At 59.7% G+C, this 19,315-nt stretch carries 20 protein-coding genes; 4 read left to right on the top strand and 16 right to left on the bottom strand.

Annotation, left to right across the window (positions count from 1 at the left end; genetic code table 11):
- Positions 1–29 precede the first annotated feature (29 nt).
- Positions 30–746: a CPBP family glutamic-type intramembrane protease gene (locus NQ559_RS01570; protein WP_018695243.1), complete on the top strand. Its 717-nt coding sequence runs from the start codon at positions 30–32 to the stop codon at positions 744–746.
- A gap of 67 nt (positions 747–813) precedes the next feature.
- On the opposite strand, the gene NQ559_RS01565 is transcribed toward NQ559_RS01570, so the two are convergent.
- The 5 genes from NQ559_RS01565 to secA all read right to left on the bottom strand — a co-directional run bounded on the left by NQ559_RS01565 (position 814) and on the right by secA (position 7,147).
- Positions 814–1,548: an SDR family NAD(P)-dependent oxidoreductase gene (locus tag NQ559_RS01565; protein WP_018695244.1), complete on the bottom strand. Its 735-nt coding sequence runs from the start codon at positions 1,546–1,548 to the stop codon at positions 814–816.
- Between the two features lie 111 nt (positions 1,549–1,659).
- Entirely contained in the window at positions 1,660–2,136 is a 477-nt protein-coding gene (locus NQ559_RS01560; protein WP_154653998.1) for a hypothetical protein, read from the bottom strand.
- A 10-nt stretch (positions 2,137–2,146) separates the two neighbouring features.
- The gene (locus NQ559_RS01555) at positions 2,147–2,584 is read right to left on the bottom strand and encodes a deoxycytidylate deaminase (protein ID WP_018695246.1); all 438 of its coding nucleotides are present in this window, start codon (positions 2,582–2,584) and stop codon (positions 2,147–2,149) included.
- 29 nt (positions 2,585–2,613) lie between these two features.
- A complete protein-coding gene (locus NQ559_RS01550; protein ID WP_018695247.1) occupies positions 2,614–3,816 on the bottom strand; it encodes a glycosyltransferase WbsX family protein in 1,203 nt (400 codons plus the stop codon).
- A 37-nt stretch (positions 3,817–3,853) separates the two neighbouring features.
- Positions 3,854–7,147, bottom strand: a complete 3,294-nt coding sequence (gene secA, locus NQ559_RS01545; RefSeq protein ID WP_018695248.1) for a preprotein translocase subunit SecA — start codon at positions 7,145–7,147, stop codon at positions 3,854–3,856.
- Positions 7,148–7,340: 193 nt separating this feature from the next.
- Here secA and NQ559_RS01540 point away from each other — a divergent pair, with 193 nt between their 5' ends.
- Positions 7,341–8,609, top strand: a complete 1,269-nt coding sequence (locus tag NQ559_RS01540) for a peroxiredoxin family protein (RefSeq protein WP_083923819.1) — start codon at positions 7,341–7,343, stop codon at positions 8,607–8,609.
- 26 nt (positions 8,610–8,635) lie between these two features.
- Here the strand turns inward: NQ559_RS01540 and NQ559_RS01535 are convergent, their stop codons facing one another.
- The 7 genes from NQ559_RS01535 to NQ559_RS01505 are packed head-to-tail and all read right to left on the bottom strand — an operon-like array spanning position 8,636 to position 14,860.
- Positions 8,636–9,601 carry a glycosyltransferase family 2 protein gene (locus NQ559_RS01535; RefSeq protein ID WP_026318256.1) on the bottom strand — a complete coding sequence of 322 codons (966 nt, stop codon included), beginning with the start codon at positions 9,599–9,601 and terminating at the stop codon, positions 8,636–8,638.
- 1 nt (position 9,602) lies between these two features.
- Positions 9,603–10,568, bottom strand: a complete 966-nt coding sequence (locus NQ559_RS01530) for a glycosyltransferase family 2 protein (RefSeq protein ID WP_018695252.1) — start codon at positions 10,566–10,568, stop codon at positions 9,603–9,605.
- A 9-nt stretch (positions 10,569–10,577) separates the two neighbouring features.
- Positions 10,578–11,534, bottom strand: coding sequence for a DUF2851 family protein (locus tag NQ559_RS01525; RefSeq protein ID WP_018695253.1), 957 nt, complete (start codon positions 11,532–11,534; stop codon positions 10,578–10,580).
- Position 11,535: 1 nt separating this feature from the next.
- The gene (locus NQ559_RS01520; protein WP_018695254.1) at positions 11,536–11,856 is read right to left on the bottom strand and encodes a metal-sulfur cluster assembly factor; all 321 of its coding nucleotides are present in this window, start codon (positions 11,854–11,856) and stop codon (positions 11,536–11,538) included.
- A 9-nt stretch (positions 11,857–11,865) separates the two neighbouring features.
- Positions 11,866–12,285 carry a SufE family protein gene (locus tag NQ559_RS01515; RefSeq protein WP_018695255.1) on the bottom strand — a complete coding sequence of 140 codons (420 nt, stop codon included), beginning with the start codon at positions 12,283–12,285 and terminating at the stop codon, positions 11,866–11,868.
- Between the two features lie 18 nt (positions 12,286–12,303).
- Positions 12,304–13,869 carry an alkaline phosphatase family protein gene (locus NQ559_RS01510; RefSeq protein ID WP_018695256.1) on the bottom strand — a complete coding sequence of 522 codons (1,566 nt, stop codon included), beginning with the start codon at positions 13,867–13,869 and terminating at the stop codon, positions 12,304–12,306.
- A 25-nt stretch (positions 13,870–13,894) separates the two neighbouring features.
- On the bottom strand, positions 13,895–14,860 hold the full coding sequence (locus NQ559_RS01505) for a GSCFA domain-containing protein (protein WP_018695257.1): 966 nt from the start codon (positions 14,858–14,860) through the stop codon (positions 13,895–13,897).
- A 33-nt stretch (positions 14,861–14,893) separates the two neighbouring features.
- Between NQ559_RS01505 and ispE the strand changes: the two genes are divergently transcribed.
- Positions 14,894–15,706 (top strand): 4-(cytidine 5'-diphospho)-2-C-methyl-D-erythritol kinase, encoded by an 813-nt coding sequence (gene ispE / locus NQ559_RS01500; protein WP_018695258.1) that lies wholly within the window; start codon positions 14,894–14,896, stop codon positions 15,704–15,706.
- 164 nt (positions 15,707–15,870) lie between these two features.
- Here ispE and NQ559_RS01495 read toward each other — a convergent pair whose 3' ends face one another.
- Together NQ559_RS01495 and NQ559_RS01490 are read right to left on the bottom strand one after the other, a co-directional pair.
- Complete coding sequence (locus NQ559_RS01495; RefSeq protein ID WP_018695259.1) at positions 15,871–16,962, bottom strand: DUF3667 domain-containing protein; 1,092 nt, start codon at positions 16,960–16,962, stop codon at positions 15,871–15,873.
- Positions 16,963–17,173: 211 nt separating this feature from the next.
- Positions 17,174–17,635, bottom strand: a complete 462-nt coding sequence (locus NQ559_RS01490; protein WP_018695260.1) for an RpiB/LacA/LacB family sugar-phosphate isomerase — start codon at positions 17,633–17,635, stop codon at positions 17,174–17,176.
- 102 nt (positions 17,636–17,737) lie between these two features.
- Between NQ559_RS01490 and NQ559_RS01485 the strand changes: the two genes are divergently transcribed.
- The gene (locus NQ559_RS01485; RefSeq protein WP_051087675.1) at positions 17,738–18,136 is read left to right on the top strand and encodes a YbaN family protein; all 399 of its coding nucleotides are present in this window, start codon (positions 17,738–17,740) and stop codon (positions 18,134–18,136) included.
- Between the two features lie 136 nt (positions 18,137–18,272).
- On the opposite strand, the gene NQ559_RS01480 is transcribed toward NQ559_RS01485, so the two are convergent.
- Positions 18,273–18,881, bottom strand: coding sequence for a DUF4377 domain-containing protein (locus NQ559_RS01480; protein ID WP_018695262.1), 609 nt, complete (start codon positions 18,879–18,881; stop codon positions 18,273–18,275).
- 83 nt (positions 18,882–18,964) lie between these two features.
- On the bottom strand, positions 18,965–19,282 hold the full coding sequence (locus tag NQ559_RS01475; protein WP_018695263.1) for a hypothetical protein: 318 nt from the start codon (positions 19,280–19,282) through the stop codon (positions 18,965–18,967).
- Positions 19,283–19,315 lie beyond the last annotated feature (33 nt).

Genomic DNA, 19,315 nt, shown 5'->3' with positions numbered 1-19,315 from the left:
TTTTTTACCCGCAACCCGACCGGGGAAATATGGAACCGAGAATAAAGCCTTTTATCCTGAACCGTACCGATGAGCGGAACACCAAAAGCGTGAGCGGAATATTGCTCTATGCCGCGCTGTTCTTCATCGTGACGCGGATTGCCGCCATGCTGCTGCAAAAGTCCGGCGCGGCTCTGTACGAATGGGGCTGGGGGCTCGATGCCGCGGGGATGCTCGGTGCGCGTACGCCGGAATCGATGGTTTCCGAAATGGGATGGCGCGCCGTGCCGCACGTGCTATTGCTTGCACCGTTCGTCGAAGAGTGTGCTTTCCGGCTGGGGCTTTCGTTCCGGAGGTGGCATATAGCTGCGGGATTAGGGGCGTTGGCCTATTTTTTTGCCGATTGGATGCTGTTTTTTGCCGACGTGGCGAATGCCCGTTACTGGGCGCTTCCGGTCTGGATTGCCGTTGCGGCGGGGGTTTACGGGTTTACGACGGACGGGTTTTGGTTGTCGAAACGGGATCGGTGGCTGCGCCCGGCGATGTGGGCTTCGACGGTGGTTTTTGCCTCTGTACACCTGCTTTCCGCTTCGGCGCTTACCTGGGGCCTGCTGCCCTATGTGCTATTGTATGTGCTGGGGCTCTTTTTCTCCGGGTGCGTCTTTGTCTATCTGCGCGTGAACCTCGGCTTTGGATGGGCATTGGGCGCGCACATGCTTTGCAACCTGCCTCCCGCGTTATTCCTGCTGGGCGCACTCTGCGACTGACGGACGAATATATTAAATTAAGCCGCGCTCCTTTTTCGGGGGCGCGGCTTTTGCGGTGTGAACAGGGTTATCCTTTTGTCCTGACAGCCATGCGCTCCCACAACCACTCGGGGATCAGCTTCCAGAAAAATACCAGAACGGCATAGCGGCGGTCGATGACCACCCTGCGGCGCCGGCGTTTCAATACCCGCATGATGCGTGCGGCAACCTTTCCGGTTTCCATCAGCATCGGGTAGTGCCCGTCGCCCGCCAGCAACGGGGTGGCGACGAAACCCGGGCGGATGTCCGTGAAGCGGATGCCGAGTTTCTCCATATGCGCGAGCTGCGCCAGCGCGTCGATATAGGTGTTCTGCATGCGCTTGGTAGCCGAGTAGGCCGGGGCGCTTCCGAGCCCCTTCGTGCCTGCGATCGAACTGATGACGGCCAGGTGCCCGCCTCCGTTGGCCCGGAAATAGCCGAAAGCCGCCGTAACCATGCGCACGAACCCTTCGCCGTTGGTGCGCAGGGTGTCGAGTTCGATCTCCGGCAGCAGGCCGGTGTTCCGCTTGCCGATGCCCGAGCAATGCAGGTAGATGTCCATGCCGCCCAGCTTGTCGATCAGGCGGGCGAGCTGTCCGGGTGCGTCGTCGTGCGTGATGTCCAGCGGTTCGGTCTCAACCTGTTCGGGAGCTGTGGCGCGGAGCGCTTCGAGCGCCTCTTCACGCCTTCCTGCTGCGCCTACGCGCCATCCTTCGCGGATGCACAGCGTCGCCACTTCGAGCCCTATGCCCGATGTGGCGCCTATGATGACGATACGTTTCATACCGGTCGGTTTTTGATGATTCACCTCTTAAAGATAAGGGCTTTATTCGGGAAATGCAAATAACTTACCGATACGCATCCGGGAAAGGAGGAAGTAAAAAAAAGAGCCGGTTCACGGCTCTTTTTCCTGTCGTTTTCCCTTTTTTCTCTTTTCGGGCGCCTCCTTATGCGTGCGGGGTTCAGCAAGCAACAGCCGTTTTTCCGTGTCGGACAGGCATGAGGAGGCACGTCGCAGCAGGAAATGCGTGGTTTGGTGCTCATTCCCCGAGACGTAAGCCTGTACGAATTCCCAACCCCGGCTGACCATGTAGTTGAGTGCCTCGACGACCGACCCGAAGACCAGTTTGTGTCCCTCGGCGTCCGTCAGCCAGTTGTATGCCCATGCTTCGGTCTTTTGCCCGAAGTCGAAAAGTACGCCATCGCCCCGGTAGGAGGGCAGGTGGCTGCCGATGATTTCGCAGTAGAGATAGGCCGGTATCGCGGCCTCGATGCTTGCAGGGTGCAGTGCCGAAGGCTCCTGTCCCCGCGAGGAGACGAGCCCGCCGGATATGCAGAGCAGGGCGGTGAGCAACAGGGGTATCCGTTTCACAGGCCGGATGTCAGCGTTCGTCGATTTCGCGCTGTACACATTCGATGCCGACCTTGCGCAGCAGGTCGAGCCCCTCTTCAGAGCGGTATTCCTCGCAGTAAACCACCCGCTTGATACCGGCCTGGATGATGAGTTTCGAACATTCGATGCAGGGCGCCGCGGTGATGTAGAGCGTCGAGCCGTCGCAGTTATTGGCGCTTTTGGCGACCTTCGTGATGGCGTTCGCTTCGGCATGGAGTACATAGGGCTTGGTCTTGCCGGTCTCGTCCTCGCAGACATTCTCGAAGCCCGAGGGCGTGCCGTTGTAACCGTCGGAAATGATCATCTTGTCCTTGACGATCAGCGCCCCGACCTTGCGTCGTACGCAGTACGAATTTTCAGCCCAGATGCGGGCCATGCGCAGGTAACGCATGTCCAGCTGGCGTTGTTTTTCCTCGTTGTAACCCATAATCCGTTCTCCTCCTCCGTGCGGGAGGCTTATTGCATGTCGATGAATACCTTTTTGACGGCTTCGAGATACCCGTACCCGAATACGTTGCAGGGCATCAGGTAGCTGGTCTCCGTCCATTCGTTCCAGCTGTTGACCGTAATCAGCGGTGCCCGGTCGGGATGCGCGTCGATGTACTCACGCGCCATGCGGAGCCCCTTGGCGAAATTTTCCGGCGTGTTGTTCTTCACGACGGCGCTGTGCCCCGTGCGGGGGCTGTTGTCCCAGCCGACGCTGATATGCGGGTAGTAGATGAAATCGTACGTGGCGTCGATCCTCGCCCATTCGTCGCGCACCTGCTCCAGGATGGCCAGGTAGTCCTGGTCGACGTTGGCGAAATGCGCGAACTGGTAGTGCGTGGTGCCGGTGAATCCCAGCGTGCCGATGAAATCGTTTGCCGGGTTTTCCGTTTTGCTGCCATCGAACCCGCTGTAGTTGAGATTGATCGACCACATGGCAAACTGGAGTTCCAGCCCCGGGAACCCGGCTTTCTTCACCTCCTTCTTGAACCATTTCAGGGCATCGGCCGTCTGCTCCACGCCGCCCAGTCCCGCGATCAGTTGCGGCAGGTCGTAGACCATGAAGACCGGCTTGCCGTCGATCTTGTAGTATTGCGGGTGCTTGAAATACTTTTCGATGTTCCGCCGGCATATCTTTTCGAACTCCTCGCGGTCGACCTTTCCCGTCCAGATCACATTCTGCTCGTGTACCCGCGCCAGGCGCGTATCCCAGTGGTTGAGTACGTCGTGGTTGGCCCACATGAGGTAAAACCGCATTTTGTCCACGTTGCCGGCCTTCAGGAACCCGTTGTCGAGCGTGGTCTCCATGAAAGGCCGTCCGTCGTACCAGTACCAGTCGAAAATAAAGACGTTCACGCCGTGACGGGTCGCCTGCTCGATCTCCATCGACATCACTGCCGGATCGGCTTCGTTGACATAGCCCCACAGCGGTTTGCGATCCCAGTAGTGCCCCGGATTGCGTTGCTGCATGGTCATGACGGTTTCCCATTCCCCGATCCCCATCGGCCAGAAAGGCCGCAGGCGCGGGTCGTCCGACACATAGGCGGGGTAGACATAGGCCGCCACGTCGTATTGCTTCGGGGCTTTGCCTTGTTGCTGCGCAGCTGCGCGGCCCGCCCCGCAGGCAAGGCAGAATGCCGCGGCCGTTATGCTGTATTTTACCAGGGTTTTCACCGTACGGAAGAACTTGTTTGCAGGTGGTTAAATTTGGTTAAATTCCTTTTCCGTGGCACTGCTTGTATTTCTTGCCGCTTCCGCAGGGGCACGGGTCGTTGCGGCCGACCTTCTTCTCGACATGCACGGGCATCGGTTTCTGTTTGTCCTGCTGCCCGGCCTGAGCCGCAGCCTGCATGCGCGAGGCCTGCAACTTGTTGACGTCGACTTTGGCACGCTCCTGACGCTCCCGCTGTACGGCCTCGGCGTTCTGGTCGCGCACCGGGATGTAGGCTTTGTTGAGGATGGCCAGCACGTCGCGGTTGACCTTGACGATCATCTTCGAGAACAGCCCGAACGATTCGAACTTGTAGATCAGCAGCGGGTCTTTCTGCTCGTAGGTGGCATTCTGCACGCTTTGGCGCAGGTCGTCCATCTCGCGCAGGTGCTCGCGCCAAGCGTCGTCGATCGAGGTGAACATCACCACCTTCGAGAATACCCTGAAGATCTCCGCCCCATCCGAATTCTTGCATTTCAGCAGGTTTACCGGGACGTTGTAACCCAGGTGGCCGTCGGTGATCGGGAAATAGATGTTCGAATCCAGCTGGTCTTTTCGATCCTCGTAGATGCGCTCCATCACGGGGCGTACCGTGTCGGCCACGGATTTCGCGCGGCGTGCATAGGCATCCTTGAGGTCTTTTACGATCAGTTCGGCCTGTTCGGCAGGTTTTGCGGAGCCGTAGGTCGCCTCGTCGAACGAGGGCTCGATGGCGACTTCGCGGATCAGCTCGAACCGGAAATCCTCGAATTCGATGCCGCGGTTGACCTCCACGAAGTTGTCTGCGTAGTCGTACATGATGTTATTCAGGTCGATTTCGATCCGCTCGCCGTAGAGCGCGTGGCGGCGGCGCGTGTAGATCACCTCGCGCTGCGAGTTCATCACGTCGTCGTATTCCAGCAGGCGTTTGCGGATGCCGAAGTTGTTCTCCTCGACCTTCTTCTGGGCGCGCTCGATGGCTCGCGTCATCATGCCGGCCTGAATCACCTCGCCCTCTTTCAGCCCCATGCGATCCATCATCGAGGCGATGCGGCCCGACCCGAACAGGCGCATCAGGTCGTCTTCGAGCGATACGAAGAACTGCGACGATCCGGGGTCGCCCTGACGTCCGGCACGTCCGCGCAGCTGGCGGTCGACGCGGCGGCTTTCGTGGCGTTCGGTGCCGATGATCGCAAGACCTCCGGCTGCCTTGACCTCGGGCGTCAGCTTGATGTCGGTACCGCGGCCGGCCATGTTGGTGGCGATGGTCACCTGTCCCGAGCGGCCCGCCTCGGCCACGACCTGCGCCTCCAGCTGGTGTTGCTTGGCATTGAGGACGTTATGCTTGATGCCGCGGAGCTTGAGCATACGGCTCAGCAACTCCGAAATCTCGACCGAGGTAGTACCCACCAGTACGGGGCGTCCCGCCTCGACCAGCTTCACGATCTCCTCGATCACGGCGTTGTATTTCTCACGCTTGGTCTTGTAAATCAAATCCTGGCGGTCGTCGCGGATCACCGGGCGGTTCGTCGGGATCACCACGACGTCGAGTTTATAGATGCTCCAGAACTCCGAAGCCTCGGTTTCGGCCGTACCGGTCATACCGGCCAGCTTGTGGTACATGCGGAAATAGTTCTGCAGCGTGATCGTTGCGAAGGTCTGCGTCGCAGCCTCGACCTTCACGTGCTCCTTGGCCTCGATGGCCTGGTGCAGGCCGTCCGAATAGCGGCGCCCGTCGAGGATACGCCCCGTCTGTTCGTCGACGATCTTCACCTTGTTGTCCATCACCACGTATTCGACGTCTTTCTCGAACATGGCGTAGGCTTTCAGCAGCTGGTGGATCGTGTGCACGCGCTCCGACTTGATCGAATAGTCGTTGACCACCTGGTCGCGCTTCTGCGCACGCTCCTCGTCCGAGAGGTTGCTCTTTTCCAGCTCGGCCACCTCGGCGCCGATGTCGGGCAGCACGAAGAACCCGTCCTCGTTGAAATATTTCGACAGCACCTCGTGTCCCTTGTCGGTCAGTTCCACCGAGTTGAGTTTTTCGTCGATGACGAAGAACAGGTCGTCGGTGATCTCCGGCATACGGCGGTTGTTGTCCTGCATGTAGGTGTTCTCGGTCTTCTGCATCAGCGCCTTGACGCCCGTTTCCGAGAGGTATTTGATCAGCGGCTTGTACTTGGGCAGGCCCTTGTGGGCACGGTAGAGCTTCACGCCGCCCTCGTCGTTCTTGCCCTCCGAGATAAGCCGGCGTGCCTCGGCCAGCAGGCCCGTCACGAGGTTTTTCTGCAGGTTGTAGAGATGGTCGATGGCCGGGCAGTACTGCTCGAAGAGCTGGTCGTCGCCTTTGGGTACCGGGCCGGAGATGATGAGCGGCGTACGGGCGTCGTCGATCAGCACCGAGTCGACCTCGTCGACGATGGCGAAGTGGTGCTTGCGCTGCACCAGGTCGGCCGGCGACGAGGCCATGTTGTCACGCAGGTAGTCGAAGCCGTATTCGTTGTTCGTACCGAAGGTGATGTCGGCCATGTATGCCTTGCGGCGGGCGTCGGAGTTGGGCTGCGTGTCGTCGATGCAGGCTACCGAAAGCCCGTGGAACTGGTACATCGGGCCCATCCACTCCGAGTCTCGCTTGGCCAGGTAGTTGTTCACCGTGACCAGGTGCACTCCCTTCTTGGCCAGCGCGTTGAGGAATACGGGGAGCGTCGCTACGAGTGTCTTTCCTTCACCCGTCGCCATCTCGGCGATCTTGCCCTTGTGGAGCACCACGCCGCCGAACAGCTGTACGTCGTAATGGATCATGTCCCATTTCAGGTCGTTGCCGCCCGCCATCCAGTGGTTGGCATAGACGGCCTTGTCGTCCTCGATACGGACGAAATCCTTCTCGGCGGCCAGATCCCGGTCGAAATCGTTTGCCGTGACGACCACCTCGTCGTTCTGTGCGAAGCGGCGTGCCGTATCCTTCATGATGGCGAAGGCTTCGGGCAGTATCTCGTCGAGCTTCTCCTCGATCTTCTCGTCGATGCGTTTGGTCGTCTCGTCGATCTCCTTCGAGATACGCTCCTTCTCCTCCAGCGAGGTTTCGGGCAGTTCAAGCTTGGCCTTCAGTTCCACGATGTCGGCCTCGTCCCGGGCGATGAAATCGGCGATCTGCTTCTTCAGCGCCTCGCTCCGGGCGCGCAGCTCGTCGTTCGAAAGGGCTTCTATCGAAGGGTATACCGCCTTGATCTTCTCGAGGTAAGGCTCGATCTGCTTACGGTCTTTGTCGGCTTTCGAGCCGAAGAAAAGTTTGATTAAACTTGCAACTATTTCCATATGTGATTTCAGTTATTTCGGGGTTGTGTCCGTAAATCTTACAAAAGTAATGATTTCTTTCAAAACCACAAAATATTGCGGGGAGGAGTCCCCGTTTGCCGCAAAAAAATATATTTGCCCGTAAATTCCTGATTTCCCTGCAAAACCCTTATGTTTGTTAACAATTTGCGTTAACCCCACTAATCTGTCGTTCATGGAGCCTAAACTTCTTCCGGCCCGGTATTCCCTGGCAATCCTCTTCCTCGCCTGTGCGTTTTGTTGTCATGCCCAGTCCCGGGTCATCGAGGTACATCTCGAAAAACAGAAACCGGCCGTAAAGTCAACCATATGGGCATTCCCGCTTGAGGACGATACCGTACCTTTGGCCGAACTCCGTCCCCGGGCAACCGGATTGCCTGACGAGTGGAAGGCTTATTCCGTGACGGACGACTTCCCGCAGGCTCTCTATCAGGGTTTTTGTGCCGGGAAGGTCGATGAGCAGACCTGCATGCGGAAATTCGAGGCATGGCAGCGGGATACGACGGATTATTCTCCGTACCCCGTGCGGATATTTCTGATGGTTGCATTCGGCCGCGACGGTTCGGGGGTGGAACATGTGATGTTCGATACCGACGGCGACTACGATTTTTCGGACGAAACCGATTACCGGCTTGGGGAGCAGCCCCCGCTGGTAAGGATGGCCTACGAACGCGTCGTAAACAAGAAAATCGTGCCGGATATAACCTGGGTGGAACTTTCGGATCGGTTCGGGGAGCGTAACCTGTTGATGTGGGAGACGACGCAAGGCCGGTTCTCGCTCGACGGTGTGGAGTACGCATGTACGATCGTGCCTGAGGGTTCGTACGACCGGCATTTATGCACAATTAAGATCGCGACCCGGAACGGAAGTGCGGAGTATGACTTGAAAGAATATGCCCGTTTGGGTGATGCGTGGTACCTGCTCGACAGCCTGGCGCCCGACGGACGTTACCTGCGTCTGGAGTGCGTTCCCGATGCCGAAGGCCGGGAAGCCATGCAGGTAGGCTTCCGGCCCTATGCTTTCACGGCCGTCGATATGGCGGGCCGGACGGTGCATTTCCCCGGTGATTTCGCCGGAAAGTATGTACTGCTGGATTTTTGGGCGTTGTCGTGCGGCCCCTGTGTGTATGAAATCCGTAATTATTACCCGGATATTTATGCCCGTTTCAGGAATTGCGGATTCGAGATCGTCGGCGTCGCGGACAATACCGCAGCCGAATTGCGCGGCTTTATGGATAAGTATGCGATGCCGTGGACGGTGATCGCCGACCGTGATAACGGGAAGGTGCGGCGAAACCCTTACGGGATTACTTTTTTCCCGACGCTGTTGCTTCTCGGCCCCGACGGGCGCATTCTCGAAAAAGGCTGGAATTTGCGGGGCGCGGAGCTGGAAAACGTCCTGCGCCGCTATATGCCCGACGCACCCCGGGCGGCGAACGAATGATTCCGGATGATAATTGGCGCGACCGCCTATTTCCGCTTTTTGTGTAACTTATAGTAGAGAACGTACAGGCCCGGCAGGCGGTTTATCAGGAAATGCCGGAAATCCCGGCGGCGGAATTCGAGCGGCATGATGCCTTGCCGGCGGGCTTCCCGGAGCATTTCGCGGGCGTTGCCGAGTTGCCTCACCACGGTCTGTTTGCATGCCAGGCTCATGGTCTTGCCCACATGCAGGCGCATCAGACGGGCGCCTGAGGGGTCTTCCGCCCCGATGCGGGAGGCGAAACAGGTCAGGCTTTTCATTGCGCGTACGAGGTCTAAGCGACTTTGTGGCTTGTAATTGCCCATGAACGAGTCGCTGCGTTGCAGGTAGTTGTAAACCCGGACGGGGAGGTATTGGATCCGCCGTGCGTAATACAATGCGCGGGGTGTGAACTCTTCGTCCTCGTGCCAGATCGGGGTCATCCGCAGCGAGTTGGCGTCGAGCATCTCCCGCGAGTAGAGGTAGGCGTATACCATCGGCAGGAACCGGTCGCGTTGCAGGAAATCGACTCCGCGCTGCACGTCGGAGCCGTTGCCTGCGGAAATCCCGTCGCTCCAGAGTGGAACGTCGTTGCCGTTTTCGTCGATTCCCGCTATTTCGAAGCACAGCATGTCGAGCCCTCCGCACTCCATGGTTTCCACCAGGTGCCCGAGGACATTCGGTTCGAGGTAATCGTCTGCGTCGAGATACATGACGTACCTGCCCGCGGCGCGGTCGGTGCCGTAGTTGCGCGTGCGGCTCAGCCCCTCGTTGGGTTTGGTATATACATGTACGTTGGGGTGCCCCTGCGCCGCCTTTTCGGCGGCTGCGAGCGACCCGTCCGTCGACCCGTCGTCGATGACCAGAATTTCGTACTCCTCGGGAGATAAATCCTGCGCAAGGGCCGAGGCAATACATTTCCCGATCAGTTTTTCGAGGTTGTACAACGGGATTATGATGCTGACTTTTTTCATATCACCGGAGTTCGAGCCACAGCAGGCGTTTCCTGATTTTTACGATCCACGAGGGATAGAAACATTTGCAGGCGAGCTTGTAACGGTAAACCAGCCGTTTGCGCAGCAGTTTCGGATCGTAGGCCCTGCGTTCGGAGTTTGCGCGGTAGAGTCGTTTGAGCAGGCCGCGGTAGGTCGTAAGTTCGTCGCGCCGCAGTGTCCCGACCCGGAGGTTCATCTGCGTGTATATCCGCGATTCCTCGTCGGTGAGCGTCATGCCGAGGGTTGTGCGCAGCAGATCCCGCTGGATAGCTTGCGCGCTGAGGGTTTGCCGGTCTAACTGGCTGGTCGAAAGTTGGTTTTCCCACCTGCGGTAGAAAAACAGATGTTCCGGAATATTCGCCATGTGCATGTGCCCGGAAAGGTCTACCCAGAATTGGTAATCTTCTGCCATGCTATCCCGGAACTGCACTCCCGAACATCGGAACGCCTCGCTGCGCATCATGACCGCCGACATTGCGAACGGGCAGCCGAAAAGCATCTGGATCCGGATTCCTTCGTGCGTGATGGGATCCTGGATCTTCTGTTCCCGGGCATCGTCCGGCCCGAACATCGTATAGTAACTGCCGCACAGGTCGATCTGCGGGTGCTGTCCGAAGAATGCTGTCTGGCGGGCGAAACGTTCCGGCGAACAGCGGTCATCGGCATCCATGAACGTAATGAAACTCCCGCGCGCTGTTTCCAGTCCCCGGTTGCGGGTATAGGCGGCGCCGTGGTTCGCCTCGTTGCGCATCAGGACGATCCGTGCGTCTTGCGCGGCATAACGGCTTGCGATGTCGTACGAGGAGTCCGTCGAGGCGTCGTCGATAACGATCAGCTCGAAATCCCCGACGGTTTGTCCGAGGATGTTGCCGATGCTTTCGCCGACGAAGCGCTCTGCGTTGTAGAGTGGCATGATGACGCTTATGAGGGGGGATTGCTTTTCCATCGTTGCCTGTTATTCGGTTGAACTTATGCTTTGCAGGATGCGCCGTCCGACGGGGCATTCCGTACAGCGTTTTGCAGGACAGTATTCCGTGGCGAGTTGCAGCAGCGCCTGCGATTCGAACGCGTTGCGGATCATAACGCCCGTGTTGCGCCAGTTGCGCATGTAACGGTTGTCCTCGGCTGGCAGGCGTTCGAGCAGCGTGAGGGCGCTGTCGCGCAGCGTTTCGCGCCCGGTGACGCTGCCGTAGGCGAATTGCAGGACGGAAACGAGGTTGATGCCGATGATATTGGCCTTGAACGCGCCCAGCCGCTTGGGGTGTTCGTCGCTTGCGATCCCCGGGATGTGGTGCGTGCGCCAGTAGTCCGACGCTTCGATGCAGAACAGCCGCCGGATATCCTCTTCCGTGCGGCATGACATGGCGCGTTCCATTACGAATTCGTCCTGTATGAAGAACTCGGCCGCCTGTGCCAGACGCAGTACGGGATGGTTGGCGGGGCGTATCTCGTCCAGTTCCCAGACCCCGGCATCCAGCGGTTCGATGTCGTATTTGGCCGCCAGGTATTCGAAGTCGCGCGCCAGGTCGAGCGTGTACGCGTCGTGCGGATAGAGCGTCAGCAGCCCCGAAGCCCCGAAGAACATGGCTTCGACGGCCCGCGGCGCCAGCCGTTCGCGCAGGACGACCTTGTAGGGGACGCGGCGTGCCAGCGAGAGGTACGCCTCCTGGTTCCGGCGGTCGCCCAGCGTGCGGAAATAGAGCAGGTAGAAGGTCTGGTTCCAGTTCTCGGAAGCCTCTTCCCGCAGGGCGTCGACCATGCGCATCTTGCGTTCCAGCCGGCTGAAGAGCAGTGCCGTGCATATTTCGCTGCGCTGCAGGGAGCCCAGCCCGGCGAGGTACCCGCCGCAGGCGTACGTCCCGGCCCCGGCCTGCAGCCGGTTCAGCATCCGATGCTCCTGCTCCGCGCCCATGTCAGAACATGTTGAGTTCGAGCAGCGCCTCCTCCGACATCATGCTCTTGTCCCATACGGGGTCGAACGTGAGGATGACATTCACCGCCTTTACGCCGTCGACCTTGGCAACCTGCTGGTTGACATCCTCCACGAGCATGTCGGCCATGGGGCAGTTGGGCGCCGTGAGGGTCATGCGGATGTTCGCCACGCCGTCGGGCGTGTAGTCTATTTCGTAGATCAATCCCAGGTCGTAGATGTTGACCGGGATTTCGGGATCGTATATGTTCTTGAGCGTAAGGACTATGTCCTTCTCTACCTTCAGTATGTCTTCGGGTGTCATGGCTGTCTGTTATTTTTCGCTTTTGCTTGCGAACGCGAGCGCATAGAGCCGCATCTGTTTGACCATCGACAGCAGGCCGTTCGAGCGCGTGGGCGAGAGGTTGGCGCTCAGGCCGATGGCGTCGATGAAATAGAGGTCGGTGTCGAGGATCTCCTGCGGCGTGCGCCCGTTCAGCACGCGTATCAATAACGCGATGATGCCCTTGGTTATTATGGCGTCGCTGTCGGCGGCATAGTAGACCTTGCCGTCCTCCAGACGTGCGTCTACCCACACGCGCGACTGGCAGCCGTCGATCAGGTATTGTTCCGTGCGGTGCTCGGCTGCGATGGCCGGGAGCGAGTCGCTCAGGCCGATGAGGTAGTCGTATTTGTCGAGCCAGTCGTCGAATACCGAGAACTCCCCGATGATCTCCTCCTGTATCTTGTCCATATCTTTTGCTTTAAATCCTTACAAATCTATTATTTCCGGCAGTACTTCGCCTTCCGATGCCGCAGGCTCGGTGATCTCCAGCATACGTGCCACGGTCGGGGCCACGGCTGTCATGTCCACGCGGCGCTTTATGCGCTGCGGCCCGACGCCGACGCCGTAGAATACCAGCGGCACCTGCGTGTCGTAGCCGTACATCGATCCCGACGACGACCAGCAGCGCTCCTGCTCCTCGATCCAGCCGGGCATCAGGTTCAGGATGACGTCGCCCGAACGGCGGGGGTAGAAGCTGTTCTGCATCTTGCGGGCATAGCCGCTCCCGAAGTAGCTCGTACGCATGGCCGTCGCCGAGAGGGCGTGCGATACGCCCCGGAACTGCATGGCGAAGATCGCCACCTCGTTCTGTACCTCGGCCAGGTCGAGCCCCCGCTCGTAGATCAGGTTGTGGTTCAGGTAGACGCATTTGTCCTCGTACTCCAGTACCCAGTCGCCCATGCCGTAGCGGACGTTGAGGAAGCCGTTGACGATCACCTCGAACTGGCGGGTGTTGAACCGGTCGCTCTCTTCGTGCCCCGTGTCGAAAGAAGGGCTGGTGCCGTGGTCGGAGGTGAAGACGACGAGCACCTCACCGTTTCTGACCTGGGCGAAGACGAAGGTCAGAAAATCGGCCAGGTCGCGATCCAGGCGGTAGTACATGTCCTCGACCTCGACCGACTCGGGGCCGTAGGCCTCGCTGATGCGGCGCGGCGTGTCGAGGCAGATGTTCAGCAGGTCGGGCGTCGCGTCGTCGCCGAGTTTGAACTGGGCGATGGCCTGCTTGGCAAAGCCCAGCACGGCGGTGTTGCCCGCCGGGGTGTAGAGCATTTTGTCGTAGTCCGACGTGAGTTTCAGGCGCCCTTCGCCCGGCTCGTCTTTGTCTTTCCTGCTTTTGCCCGTGAGAACGATGTCCCAGTTGCGGGTGTTGAGGTAGCGTCCCTTTTCGTAGAGCGTGCGCCACTCGGGGGCGATGTACGAGAGGTTGTAGCGTTCGCGGTTGCTGCGGGCGACCCATTCGGGTACTTCGGGGGCGTAATAGGGCGACGTTTCCCAGCCGCAGCGCGCCGAATCGAGCCAGAAGGCCTCGCCGCCGTGCCCGGCCATGATGACCGCCGACATCGCCTCGGTGGCAACCGAGACGGCTTTGGCTCCGGGCTCGTGTTGCAGGAGCGCCTCGGCGAGCGTCTGGGCTATCAGGTTGTAGGGCCCCGGGCCCTTGCGCCCGGCGATCAGTTCCACGGCGTCGTTTTCGACGTAGTCGCGCCAGCGGGCGCCGATTACGCCGTGCGTCGAAGGCATGGCGCCCGTGGTGAGCGTGGCGAGCGATACGGGCGTCGTGGTCTGCTGGTAGTCGTAGCGGCTGTCGGCGAAGACCGTGCCCCCGTCCAGCAGGCGCCTGAGCCCGCCTTCGCCGTAGTTGTCGGCATACCGGCCGAGGTCTTCGGCGCGCATCGAGCCTACGACGATGTTGACGACCAGGCGGGGGCGTGCCGCCGCGGCTTCGAATGCCGCCAGGGCGGCTATGGCAAGTAAAATGATCCTGTGCTTCATTGCGTGTGTGTGATTGGCCGCAAATTTACGAATTTATTTCGATACATCTGCGGAAATATTCCTCCTCGGCCTGAAAATCGACCTGCGGCAGTGCCGCGATCTCGCCTATCCTGCGGCGGCAGAACTCCCGGTAGGCCTCGCTGCGGGGGTTGCGGGGACGGTGCGCCGCCGCGACGACGATGTGCCGCACGTCGTGGAGCAGGCGTCGTGCCTCGTCCGAGAGCACTGCGGGGATGAATTTTTCCCAGACGTATTGTATGGCCTGCGCCGAGGGGTGCACCAGGTCGTCGGCGTAGAAACGGTAGTCGCGCAGGTCGTCGTTGAGCACTTCGTAGGCCGGGAAGTAGTGGACGGCGGCGTGCGCCGCGGCCAGCTCTTCGGCCGCCAGGCGGAGCGTGGCCTTGCTTACGGCGTTGCCCTCCAGCCCGTCGCCGAGGTGCCGTACGGGGCTGACCGTGAGGATGACCTCTTTCCCGGCGAGCGGCCCGGCGAGCAGGGCTGAAAATGCCCCGGTGATCTCCGCGACGCCCAGCCTGCGCCGTACGAATTCGGTCGCGGGCTGCCGGTGGCAGTTGGCCACCACCTGCCCGTTGTGTTCGTAGACCCATGCCGTGCCCAGGGTCAGCAATACCCGGTCGGCACGGCGCAGGGCTTCGGCGCCTGCCTTGCGGGCGGCGTTCATCGCAGCCAGCGCCTCGTCGGGCGACGCGGCCGAGAGAGAGCCGTGGAACCCGTAGTGGAACCACAGTTCGCCGTCGAAGTCCAGCTCGGAATGCTGTACGGGCGCCTCGTCCGCATAGCTGCGCAGCGCGGCGGCGATGGAGAGGGGGTTGAACAGGATGCCCGTGGGGTTTGTGACGATGCGGAACCGGGCTTCGGCGAGCCGTCCCGCGATGTGTTCGGCGAAGCAGGAACCGAGGGCCAGGATGCGGTTCCCGTATCCGATTTTCACCCCGAGGGGCGCAATGTCGATTTCGGTGCGGAATTTCATAGGGCAAAAGTACAAATTTTATATCTTTGCCGTATGATCTTGCATGCAAACTGCAAAATAAATCTGGGGCTGGATGTCCTGCGCCGCCGTGAGGACGGCTACCACGAGTTGTCGACCGTGATGTTCCCCGTGCGGGGACTGTACGACGTGGTCGGGGTGACGCGCACGGCCGTGCCCGGCGTGCGGTTCCTCTCCGAAGGGCTGGCGGTGGATTGCACCCCCGGGGAGAATATCTGCGTCAAGGCTTTCCAGCTGATGCGGGAACGCTACGGCGTGGACGGCGTGGAGATACGCCTCGACAAGCGGGTGCCTTTCGGTGCCGGACTCGGGGGCGGTTCGTCCGACGGCACCGCCGTACTGCTGGCGCTCGACGGGCTTTTCGGCCTGCGGCTCTCGGAGGCGGAGCTGATCGACCTTGCCGCCGGATTGGGTAGCGACACGGCTTTTTTCGTGCGCAATACCCCGCAGCTTTGCACCGGGAGGGGCGAGATCATGGAGCCTTACCCGCTCTGCCTGGCGGGAATGACGCTCGTTGTCGTAAAACCCGACGTGGGCGTTTCGACGCGCGAGGCTTACGCAGGGGTACGTCCGCATGTGCCCGAAGTGCCCCTCGCGGAGCGCTTGCGGCGGCCTGTGGTGGAGTGGCAGGGTTTGGTGACCAACGATTTCGAACCGCATATCTTCGCGGCGCATCCTGCCATCCGCGAAGCCCGTGACAGCCTGCTTGCGGCCGGAGCGGTCTATGCCTCGATGTCGGGCAGCGGCTCGGCCGTGTTCGGACTTTTCGACGATGCGCAAAAAGCAGGGAACCTGCGGCTGCAGACCCCCTTTGTCTATACGTTGTAGTGTGGGTCAATTGCTCCGCGATCCCTGTTCTTCCGCCCTTGCCGCATCTCGGTTTTCCCTTATCCCGGGTTGTATGCCCGTCTGAACTTGCGCGCGTTTAGCAATTCGCCGCTTTCCCGGGCTACCGCTTTGCCGCATCGCCGCTCCGGGGTGCTCCCCGCAATTTACTTTCCAGGCAAGGTCTTCCCGCCGCCCTGACGACCTGCGGTGTTTCCCGCAGGGGGATTGTCCCCTGCTGCTGCGGTTTTTTCCGTTTCCGGTCTGTTTTCCGGGACATCTTTTTGTGGTTCATCTCTTGTGCCTGCGGTGTCCTCCCCGTCCTTTCCGGAGCTTTTATCCGCTTCGTCCTCATGGAGGAGTCCGTCCAAGAATCCGTTCAGGATGTCGTTCAGCGCGCCTTCTCCCTGCTGCGACCCTTCGACCTGTTCTGTCCTGGCGTCCCTGTTGCGGATATTGAGCTCCTCCTTGAATTTTTCGGGGGCGACCAGATAATAGATGCCCAGCGACAGCGTCAACAAGCCCAGGGCTGCGAAAAATGCATAGACATATTGCAGTCCGTTCGCCAGCAGCGTGCGCAGGACGGCGCCTTTCTTCTTCAGCCCGAACAGTTTCCGGAATACGAATCCCGTATAAATGAAAACGGGCAGCATCTGCATGTAGAAGGAACTGTACCACGGGATGAACAGTTCGGCGGGCAGCGCGAGGATCATCAGCGTGATTTCGAACACCGACAGGAAGATGCCGATGTAGAGGTATTCCACATATTTGAGGTCGGAGCGCCTGCGGAACACGGTTTTCATCGCCAGTGCATAGAACGGCAGCATCAGCAGCATGTTGGCCGCGGGGTGCAGCGTGGCGTAGTCGTAGTAGGAGCAGATAAGCCACCGGAACAGGGGGGAGTCGGCCCGGGCCGTAGGGGTGAACTCCTTGCCCACGAGGGCGAACACGACGGCGTAGAAGGTCGAGAGCATGAGCAGGATCGCCACCGGGTTGAAATATTTGCGGCGGTGCCCCAGGATGAACTCCGAGACCGAAACGTAGGGGTGTATCAGGATCGCCAGCCATGTCATCACGGCGCCCTTGCGCATGTTGATGCCCCGCAGGCCGTACGCTTCGTCGCCGATGAAGGTCGAAGAGACGCTGTCCACCAGCGACGCCCAGGTCAGCCGGTCGGTCGTCGTGCGTTGTCCGCATGCCGGACAGTAGTTGTGGTCGATTTCGTGGCCGCAGTTGCGGCAGAGTTGGTGTTTGGGCATATTCGTTTTGTTATGCAGCTTCCCGGGACACAGTTCCCGGGAAGCGTGCCTTGCCGTAGCGCAGTCCGCACTACGGGCAAAAAGCCGCACTGGCCGTGCACTCGCATTCGGGACGAACCATTTTCTTCATCTGTCGGGGACGTGGGGTCGGTCATTGCCCGACCTGGCATGCGACGGGCGCGGAATAATCCGCGCCCGCAGGTTTTGTCCCTTATTTTGCCGCATCCCCGGCTGCGCCGCAGGGGATCGCCATCTTTTCGATGCGGTGTTCGTGGCGTCCGCCTTCGAACTGGGCTGCGAAATAGGCGTCGAGCATCGCCACGGCTTCGTCGTTGGTGATAAAACGCGCCGGGAAGACGATGATGTTGGCATTGTTGTGGCGGCGGATGAGCGACGCGATTTCGGGCTCCCAGGCCAGGCCGGCGCGGATGCCCTGGTGCTTGTTGAGGGTCATCGTCATCCCTTCGCCCGAGCCGCAGAGGGCGATGCCGCGTTCGAGTTCGCCGTTTTCGATCGCCTCGGCCAGCGGATGCGCGAAGTCTGCATAGTCGACGCTGTCGGGCGAATGCGTACCGAAATCGAGCACCTCGTAACCCATGGCGTCGAGGTAACCTACCAGAAATTCTTTCATTTCATAGCCTGCGTGGTCGCTGGCAATACCTATTTTAATCATCGTATTTTGGTTTTGTATCATATTCCGTTTCTATTCTACAAATATAAGGAAAAATAACCGTCGCCGTGCTTCCGGCTCCCGAATTTGTGCTATTTTTGCCCCATGAAAATTCTTCTCGTCGTATTGGGATGCATCTCGTGCGTGCTGGGCATCGTCGGCATATTCGTCCCCCTGCTGCCTACCACGCCGTTCCTGTTGCTATCGGCGGCCTTTTGGGTGCGTTCTTCGCCCCGGCTTTACGGCTGGCTGCTCGAACACCCCTGTTTCGGCGAGTATGTACGGAACTTCCGCGAAAATCGCGCCATACCGCTCCGTGCCAAGATCATTTCCCTGACGCTCATGTGGGGGACGATGCTTTACTGCATTTTCGCGCTGCTTACCGCCTGGTGGTGGGCGCAGGCGGCCCTGCTTGCCGTCGCCATTGGCGTGACGTGGCATATCCTTTCGTTCGCCACCCTGAAAAAGGGGGTGCTGGTGCAGGAAGACCCCGAAGGGGAATAACCTCCGCCGCAAGGGGTGGCAACGCGGCTGAAGGGGGCTCACGAGAGAGGAACGATTGCCCGCATGAAAAAACGACCCGGAAGGGTCGTTTGTGTGTTCAGAATCGTCGGCATTTTTCGTCCGGTTTCCCTTGCGTTTAGTCCTCTGCGGGCTGCCTGTCCATGTCGAGCATCGAGTAGCGAACGGAGTAATAGCCCGCGGGGCTGTCCGGTGCCGGGACGACCGAAGTCCCGATGCGGAGCCGGTAGACGTATCCCGGTTCGTATTCGAACCCTTCGATGCGGAACGGCCACGGCTGCCATTCGTTCAGCCCGGACTCGGGGAACCGTACGCTCAGAAACCGCTGTCCCCGGTAATTCATCGGCTGCGGAGCGACCTCCATCGTGAAAGCCGGGAAGAACCGCTCGGGGATGACCGAGGTCGCCGGGGCTTTTGAAATTTGCTCTAGCAGGGTGTAGCGGATCGAAGAGCCGTCCTGGGGCGTGTCGGGCAGTTGTTCGGCCTTTATGCGGAGCCGGTATTCGTAGCCCGGCTGGTATTCGAACCCTTCGATGCCGCCGTAAAGTGCGCGCCACGACGTGTCGTCGTTGGCCTTGACCAGCAGCACGGGTTGCAGCGTATGCGGCCCGTGGGCGATTCCCAGTTGCGAGGCGACCGTCCATTCGCGAATTTCATATTCGTCGTCTTTATCGCATGCCGTGCATGCGAAGGCCGCCAGCAGGAGTGTCAGTATATATCTTTTCATGTCTGTTCTTTTCCGTTTGCGTTCTTTCCTATAAACGGAGAAATCTCCTGATACTGCATGTGATAGGTGAAAAAACGGATGCCTCAGGCCAGGTATTTTTCCGCGGCGCTGATCAGGAACCCGAACAGCAGGGCGTTGAACAGCACCACCGGGATGGCTTTGCGCTCCTTGCCCGAGAAGGTGAAGAGTACGGGGAGCATCAGCATCAGCGTGACGGCCATGCCGTCCGCCCACCAAGGCAGGTAGGGCAGGTTGCTGTAAAAGACGATGACCGCCGCAAAGAAGTAGATGAAGAATGCCGACAGGCACGAACGCAGCGGCAGCCGCTGGAAAATCATCGGGATGATGTCCAGCGTCCCTGCGACGGCGCCGACGGCCAGTGATAAGGTGAAATGATCCATTTTCCGGGTTCGGTTTATACGTTATGCGGCGGC

This window comes from Alistipes onderdonkii (assembly GCF_025145285.1).
GTDB classification, from domain to species: Bacteria; Bacteroidota; Bacteroidia; order Bacteroidales; family Rikenellaceae; genus Alistipes; species Alistipes onderdonkii.
This window is presented reverse-complemented; position numbering and strand designations above follow the sequence as displayed.

What these genes read in the sequence shown, in the direction of transcription:
- NQ559_RS01555 (WP_018695246.1), bottom strand. Translation starts at nt 2,584, where the DNA reads ATGGGTTACAACGAGGAAAAACAACGCCAGCTGGACATGCGTTACCTG.
- NQ559_RS01480 (WP_018695262.1), bottom strand. Translation starts at nt 18,881, where the DNA reads ATGAAAAGATATATACTGACACTCCTGCTGGCGGCCTTCGCATGCACG.
- NQ559_RS01495 (WP_018695259.1), bottom strand. Translation starts at nt 16,962, where the DNA reads ATGCCCAAACACCAACTCTGCCGCAACTGCGGCCACGAAATCGACCAC.
- NQ559_RS01510 (WP_018695256.1), bottom strand. Translation starts at nt 13,869, where the DNA reads ATGAAGCACAGGATCATTTTACTTGCCATAGCCGCCCTGGCGGCATTC.
- NQ559_RS01565 (WP_018695244.1), bottom strand. Translation starts at nt 1,548, where the DNA reads ATGAAACGTATCGTCATCATAGGCGCCACATCGGGCATAGGGCTCGAA.
- NQ559_RS01530 (WP_018695252.1), bottom strand. Translation starts at nt 10,568, where the DNA reads ATGGAAAAGCAATCCCCCCTCATAAGCGTCATCATGCCACTCTACAAC.
- NQ559_RS01570 (WP_018695243.1), top strand. Translation starts at nt 30, where the DNA reads ATGGAACCGAGAATAAAGCCTTTTATCCTGAACCGTACCGATGAGCGG.
- NQ559_RS01525 (WP_018695253.1), bottom strand. Translation starts at nt 11,534, where the DNA reads ATGGGCGCGGAGCAGGAGCATCGGATGCTGAACCGGCTGCAGGCCGGG.
- NQ559_RS01520 (WP_018695254.1), bottom strand. Translation starts at nt 11,856, where the DNA reads ATGACACCCGAAGACATACTGAAGGTAGAGAAGGACATAGTCCTTACG.
- ispE (WP_018695258.1), top strand. Translation starts at nt 14,894, where the DNA reads ATGATCTTGCATGCAAACTGCAAAATAAATCTGGGGCTGGATGTCCTG.
- NQ559_RS01515 (WP_018695255.1), bottom strand. Translation starts at nt 12,285, where the DNA reads ATGGACAAGATACAGGAGGAGATCATCGGGGAGTTCTCGGTATTCGAC.
- NQ559_RS01505 (WP_018695257.1), bottom strand. Translation starts at nt 14,860, where the DNA reads ATGAAATTCCGCACCGAAATCGACATTGCGCCCCTCGGGGTGAAAATC.
- NQ559_RS01485 (WP_051087675.1), top strand. Translation starts at nt 17,738, where the DNA reads ATGAAAATTCTTCTCGTCGTATTGGGATGCATCTCGTGCGTGCTGGGC.
- NQ559_RS01540 (WP_083923819.1), top strand. Translation starts at nt 7,341, where the DNA reads ATGGAGCCTAAACTTCTTCCGGCCCGGTATTCCCTGGCAATCCTCTTC.
- NQ559_RS01475 (WP_018695263.1), bottom strand. Translation starts at nt 19,282, where the DNA reads ATGGATCATTTCACCTTATCACTGGCCGTCGGCGCCGTCGCAGGGACG.
- secA (WP_018695248.1), bottom strand. Translation starts at nt 7,147, where the DNA reads ATGGAAATAGTTGCAAGTTTAATCAAACTTTTCTTCGGCTCGAAAGCC.
- NQ559_RS01535 (WP_026318256.1), bottom strand. Translation starts at nt 9,601, where the DNA reads ATGAAAAAAGTCAGCATCATAATCCCGTTGTACAACCTCGAAAAACTG.
- NQ559_RS01490 (WP_018695260.1), bottom strand. Translation starts at nt 17,635, where the DNA reads ATGATTAAAATAGGTATTGCCAGCGACCACGCAGGCTATGAAATGAAA.